This window comes from Halorubrum sp. SD612, from assembly GCF_002135005.1.
The window spans coordinates 1-3,165 of the sequence record NZ_NEWI01000226.1; the positions used below are offsets into that span (position 1 = coordinate 1).

Annotated in this window: 4 protein-coding genes and 1 pseudogene; 4 read left to right on the forward strand and 1 reads right to left on the reverse strand. The window is 68.5% G+C overall.

Annotation, left to right across the window (positions count from 1 at the left end; translation table 11 throughout):
- Nucleotides 1-725 (forward strand): acyltransferase (locus tag B9G38_RS15480; RefSeq protein WP_086220970.1); only part of this gene is annotated, 725 nt, incomplete at its 5' end.
- 59 nt (nucleotides 726-784) lie between these two features.
- On the opposite strand, the gene B9G38_RS15485 is transcribed toward B9G38_RS15480, so the two are convergent.
- Nucleotides 785-1,441: a helix-turn-helix domain-containing protein gene (locus tag B9G38_RS15485; RefSeq protein WP_086220971.1), complete on the reverse strand. Its 657-nt coding sequence runs from the start codon at nucleotides 1,439-1,441 to the stop codon at nucleotides 785-787.
- Nucleotides 1,442-1,660: 219 nt separating this feature from the next.
- On the opposite strand from B9G38_RS15485, the gene B9G38_RS18400 reads away from it, so the two are divergent.
- From B9G38_RS18400 to B9G38_RS15495, 3 genes and pseudogenes are all read left to right on the forward strand, one after another.
- The gene (locus B9G38_RS18400) at nucleotides 1,661-1,837 is read left to right on the forward strand and encodes a hypothetical protein (RefSeq protein WP_198945717.1); all 177 of its coding nucleotides are present in this window, start codon (nucleotides 1,661-1,663) and stop codon (nucleotides 1,835-1,837) included.
- Nucleotides 1,838-2,019: 182 nt separating this feature from the next.
- The gene (locus B9G38_RS15490) at nucleotides 2,020-2,613 is read left to right on the forward strand and encodes a DJ-1/PfpI family protein (protein WP_086220972.1); all 594 of its coding nucleotides are present in this window, start codon (nucleotides 2,020-2,022) and stop codon (nucleotides 2,611-2,613) included.
- Nucleotides 2,614-2,637: 24 nt separating this feature from the next.
- A pseudogene (locus tag B9G38_RS15495) lies at nucleotides 2,638-3,165 on the forward strand (hypothetical protein); the annotation flags it as partial.

Sequence of the window (3,165 nt, forward strand, 5' to 3'; positions counted from 1 at the left end):
TGTCGCGCGCCGAGCGCGTTCGCCTCCAGGGGTACGACCCGTGTAACGCGACGCTGGAGTCGGAGTACTACGCCGAGAAGGACGAGGAGCGGTTCCAGCGCTCGAAGCACCTCCAGTGGCTCTGGCGGCAGTTCGACGCGACGCCGATGGCCGACAACGTCGAGTTCGCGCTCCGCTTCCGCCAGATGCTCGGGGACCACCTCTTCGCCGAGTGCGGGGAGAACTGTCGCTTCTTCAAGGGTATCTCCGTCACCTACGGCCACAACATCGAGGTCGGCGACAACGTCGTGATCCACGACGACGTCCACCTCGACGACCGCGGTCGGCTGACGATCGGCGACCGCGCCTCCATCTCCGACGGGGTCCACCTCTACAGCCACGACCACGACATCGTCGACCAGACCGAGGTCCGGAACTTCCACACGGTCGTCGAGGCGGACGCCCGCGTCACCTACGACGCGATGGTCCGGGCCGGCTGCCGGGTCGGCGAGAACAGCGTCGTCGGCGCGCGGTCGGTCGTTCAGGGCGACGTGCCCGACCACCACGTCGTCGTGGGCTCCCCGGCGCGCTCCGTGCGCGTGAAGCCGGGCTGGGAGGAGGCCGCCGACGATCTGGAGGACGGGCGGCTCCCCGACAACCAAGACGCCCGGGAGATCGAGTACGAACTCCCCGAGGACCTCGAACAGTTCGACGAGTTTCAGCGGGACCTCCGGCCGCCGAACTGAGCTCGCCGACCGCGATCGACTGGGGGTTGGCGAAGGGCGAACGGAGAACGCGACCGCCGCTACTCCTCGGGTTCCTCGACCAGCAGCGTGTTCCGCACCAGCGTGGAGATGCCGCGCCGGAGGCGCTCGGTGACGGCCTGATCGGAGATGTCGAACGAGTCCGCGAGCTCCTGCGTGGATATCTGCCGCGGCAGCGAGTAGTACCCCGCCTCCACGGCGTCCGCGAGCGTCTCGCGCTGCGGCGGCGTCAGCCCGTACCACGGACCGGCGTCGGGCTTCGTGGGGTTGTAGATCCGCTCGACCGACACGTCGATGTTCTCCTCGGTGTAGTAGTCCTGAAACGCCGAGAGCGCCTCGTGGGTCGGGAACCTGAGTTCGAGTCCCCAGACGTCGGCGTCGCCGGTCGCGTCGAGCAGCGCGGCATCGAGATCGAGAAACGTCCGTAGCAGCGAGGCGTCGGACGGGTCCCAGTCCAGCGAGTACAGCGATTCGTCTCCGTGGGTGTCGACGAGCCGGATGTCGTTGACTGAGGGATGGCCGCGGACCGAGCGCTCGAAGCTCTCCCGCGCGTCGTTCCGGATCCGGACGAACGGGGTGGGCCGCCCGCCTAGCGGTACCATCGTCTCCAGCGAGATCCGTGTGGGCCCCTCCACCCGGAGTATCTGCCCCAGTTCGAACGCCGCAGACGGGATAGTCACCTCAGCGATAACGCTCATCAGATACGCCTCCGTTCTGCCGCAACCCCGTTAAATACTCGGTAGCGATCCTCCCGCGCCAGCTATCTAACTTGGTGTACCATGCTTTTCGGTAGTGTTATGCCGTGCGGATTCGTATCGGGGGACGTAGAGGCACATGACTGCGGGCCCCATTTGTTTGCGTGGCGCTGCGTTCGACGCCGCGACGACGCCGTATCGCAGTCGGACGCGTTTCCTACCATGACAACCGACTCATCCGACGACGAGATATCAAGCAAAAAGGAGTTCGAGGCCGCCCTCGGTCGAGTACTTCTCGCCGCCCTCGAAAACGACGTCGACCCCCGCGGAACGTGGGAGTACCGCACCGACGGTACCGGTTCCGACATGGAAGTCATGGTGGTCGAGCTAGCGGACTGACCGGTCCGAGGGCGTTCTCTCCCGGAGTTCGGTTCGAACCGCGTCTCGACCGACTCGAAAGGCTCCCGAGCGCGCGAGAGCGGTATCGCACGACTGGCCCTCGCGGCCACGATAGACGCGTGGTATCACTCCCCAGTATCGTTATCAGTCAGTAGCGCGTATCCCAGCGTGGTGTTGTACGCATGACAGGAAAGGAGATACTGATGATCGTCGGCGACTTCGGCGAGGACTACGAGATCATGGTACCGTTTCAGGCGCTTCAGGCGGTCGGCCACGAGGTCCACGCCGTCTGTCCGGAGAAGGAGGGCGGCGAGGCGGTCAAGACCGCGATCCACGACTTCCGCGGCGACCAGACGTACCTGGAGACCCGCGGCCACGACTTCGAGCTCACCCACGGGTTCGACGAGGTCGACCCGGCCGACTACGACGCCCTGGTCGTCCCCGGCGGGCGCGCCCCCGAGTACCTCCGCGGCTACGACGAGGTGCTCGACGCGGTGCGACACTTCTTCGAGGCCGACAAGCCGGTCGCGTCGATCTGCCACGGCCCGCAGATCCTCGCGGCGGCGGGCGTCCTCGACGGCTACGAGCTGACGGCGTACCCCGCCGTCAGGCCCGAGGTCGAGGCCGCCGGCTGCTCGTGGGTCGACGGCGTGACGACCGACGGGAACCTCGTCACCGGGCAGGCGTGGCCCGATCACCCCGAGTGGATCGCGGAGTTCCTCGACCTCCTCGGGACCGAGATCGAACACGAGGGGACCGCCGCGACGGCGGACTGATCCGTCCGGAGCCCTCGTTTTTTAATGACCGGTCCGCACGCCGTCGCCGTCAACGTCGCCGCCAACACGAACGAGCCGGGGTTCCGCGGGCCGGTCTACCCCGACGGCACCTTCGCGTACGTCCCGATCCCGGAGTCGGCCGCGACGCTCCCGCGCGAGGGCGTCCCGGCCGACGAGCCGGTGCCGACGTACGGGGACCTCGACCTCCCGTTCGCGGTGCCGACGGACCTGCGCGGGGCGCCGGTCCACGCCGACCCCGAGTTCCCGGGCGTTCACGGCCGCGAGCGCGCGACCTACGGCGACCCGTACGGCGTGAAGGCCGGCCGGATCGCCGACCTCGACCCCGGCGACTGGCTCCTCTTTTACGCGACGCTGACGCTCCGGCCGCACGACTGGGCGGGGCCGGGCGAGGAGCGCCCCGGCGGCGCGGGCGCGGACGACCGCGACGGGGCGTGGCTCCGCGAGCGCGGGGTCGACGTCGACGCCGACCTCGCGCCCGACTGGGGGGCGTACCTCTTCGCCGGGATGCGGGTCGAGCGGGTGCTCTCGGGC

Bases quoted from the DNA above. Each gene is read 5' to 3' on its own strand.
- B9G38_RS15485 (WP_086220971.1), bottom strand. From the start codon at position 1,441: ATGAGCGTTATCGCTGAGGTGACTATCCCGTCTGCGGCGTTCGAACTG.
- B9G38_RS18400 (WP_198945717.1), top strand. From the start codon at position 1,661: ATGACAACCGACTCATCCGACGACGAGATATCAAGCAAAAAGGAGTTC.
- B9G38_RS15490 (WP_086220972.1), top strand. From the start codon at position 2,020: ATGACAGGAAAGGAGATACTGATGATCGTCGGCGACTTCGGCGAGGAC.